This window comes from Spiroplasma sp. ChiS (assembly GCF_002968355.1).
Lineage (GTDB): Bacteria > Bacillota_I > Bacilli_A > Mycoplasmatales > Mycoplasmataceae > Spiroplasma > Spiroplasma citri.
Window position 1 is genome coordinate 1 of record NZ_PUUH01000068.1, and the last position, 1,964, is coordinate 1,964.

The 1,964-nt window shown below is 21.0% G+C and carries 4 protein-coding genes; 3 read left to right on the top strand and 1 reads right to left on the bottom strand.

Annotated features, from left to right (window positions below):
• A partial coding sequence (locus tag C6B38_RS10540; protein WP_199558557.1) for a lipoprotein occupies positions 1-359 on the bottom strand: 359 nt, incomplete at its 3' end.
• 117 nt (positions 360-476) lie between these two features.
• On the opposite strand from C6B38_RS10540, the gene C6B38_RS10545 reads away from it, so the two are divergent.
• From C6B38_RS10545 to C6B38_RS12285, 3 genes are all read left to right on the top strand, one after another.
• Positions 477-785, top strand: coding sequence for a hypothetical protein (locus C6B38_RS10545; protein ID WP_199558558.1), 309 nt, complete (start codon positions 477-479; stop codon positions 783-785).
• Between the two features lie 140 nt (positions 786-925).
• A complete protein-coding gene (locus C6B38_RS10550; RefSeq protein WP_199558559.1) occupies positions 926-1,303 on the top strand; it encodes a DDE-type integrase/transposase/recombinase in 378 nt (125 codons plus the stop codon).
• Between the two features lie 37 nt (positions 1,304-1,340).
• The gene (locus C6B38_RS12285; RefSeq protein ID WP_443028738.1) at positions 1,341-1,529 is read left to right on the top strand and encodes an integrase core domain-containing protein; all 189 of its coding nucleotides are present in this window, start codon (positions 1,341-1,343) and stop codon (positions 1,527-1,529) included.
• The last annotated feature ends 435 nt before the right edge of the window (positions 1,530-1,964 follow it).

Sequence of the window (1,964 nt, forward strand, 5' to 3'; positions counted from 1 at the left end):
TTTTTAATTAATCCTTTTTGTAAATACGAATTCTTTATAAGATATTTACTAAAAATAAAACCATTTGATTCAATAATTCCATAAGCATTATTACTATTATTAATAAATTTTATTTCTTTTAATTTATTTTCTTTTTCAGTTTTTAAAATAAAAAAATACCATTTATCATCAATATTATTATCAAAATAATTATAATCAGTAATTAATTTTCAATTACTACCTTCTGGTGGTTGCTGTGCTTTTGTTGTTGGTGTAATAGGTTTAGTATCTTTATTATTTTCTTTTTTGCAACTCATTAGTGTTGTTGTGCTTGTTGCGGTTAATCCGATTGTTCCTATTATGTTAAGTCATTTTTTCATATAGATTGTTCTTTTTTATTTTTTTATATATAATTGGTATTATCACATATCAATTATATATTAATTATTTTGTATTAAATATTAATTTTATATATTTTTGATGGTAGGTGTAAATTAATGAAATATATTATTAATAATTTTAATTTGTTTGATTTACAAGCAAAATTAAAGAATTTTTTAAGTAAAAATTATAAAAATAAATATTATAAAAGAATAAAACAAAAAATATTTTCATATATTAATTTATGTAATGATTATTATGTTAATAGTGGTAAATTTTTATTGAAAGATTTAATTAAAAAATATTTTAAAAATAAATTTTCAACTTTTTATTATTGAGCGAATAAAATTTTAATTGCATATAAAAATAATGATTTTGATGAATTATTATTAAAATCAACGTTACCACATAATATTAATTATTAATATAGTGATAGTATTCGCAAAATTATTTGTGATTTATATTTTGAATATTGTAATAAACATGATGGTGGTGTTTTATCTTTGTTTTATAATTTAAAAAAGGAATTCATGGAGAAGAATTAAAAAATAAAGTACCAAAAAATTTGAAAAAATTTTTTCGTTGACTTAAAAAAGATGAAAGATGATTAAAAATAAAAAATAAAATTAAAGAAATTAAAAAACAACATCCAAGATATGAAGTTAAAGAAATAGGTTTATTACAGATGGATGATAAATATTTTGTACCAAGTAAATTTCCAGTTGATAAAAAGTATTATGTTTATGATTTTATTGATGAAAAAACAAGATTAGCATTAGGATATGTTTATGATAAATTAAGTATTGATAATGCTATTGCTGCTGTTAAAAAAGCAATTAGTGATTTTAAAAATATATTTGGTGTTAAAATAACACGAATTAGAACTGATAACGGTTCTGAATTTATTAATAATTATCGGAATAATCAAAAAAAATACTGTTAAAGAAACTAATTTTACTCAATTTTTAAAAGATAAAAATATTTTTCATCAGACAACACCGGTTCGTTCTCCACAGTCAAACGGCAAGATTGAAAGATTTCATCAAAATTATACTAAATTATTTGTATTTAAAGAAAAAATATTAAATGCAGTTAGTTTACAGAATAAATTAAATGATTATTATTATTTTTATAATTTTGAAAGAGTACATAAGTCTTTAAATTTTTAGGACCGCGTAAAATATTCGGTTGGTATAAATTTACCAAAAACTAAGAAAAAGATAGATATAAAATTCTATTTTTTTTAATTAGGTTAAAATTGTCGTTAACCTTGCTTAGTTTAAGAAAATAACAGCAAAACCAACTAAATAAAACTCTCCTACTTGGAATGTCGTTAAATCAAGCAAGCGAGGATAAACAATACAGTGGTGGCCGTACCGCTACGACATAATGGAGGCAATTTTTTTAGGCAATATAAAAGAGTTATCGTGGTTTGGGGATAAATTTTTAACCTGCAATGGCTAAAGGGTAAGTGTTCCACAATAAAAAAATTTAGAAATCTTACTATTTATAAGGAGGTTTTGAAAGTGTCTTTAAAAGAACTCTGTTGAAAAGAGTTAAAAATTAAATTAGCAAATAAGACAGTATTAATTAATAAATGTCAG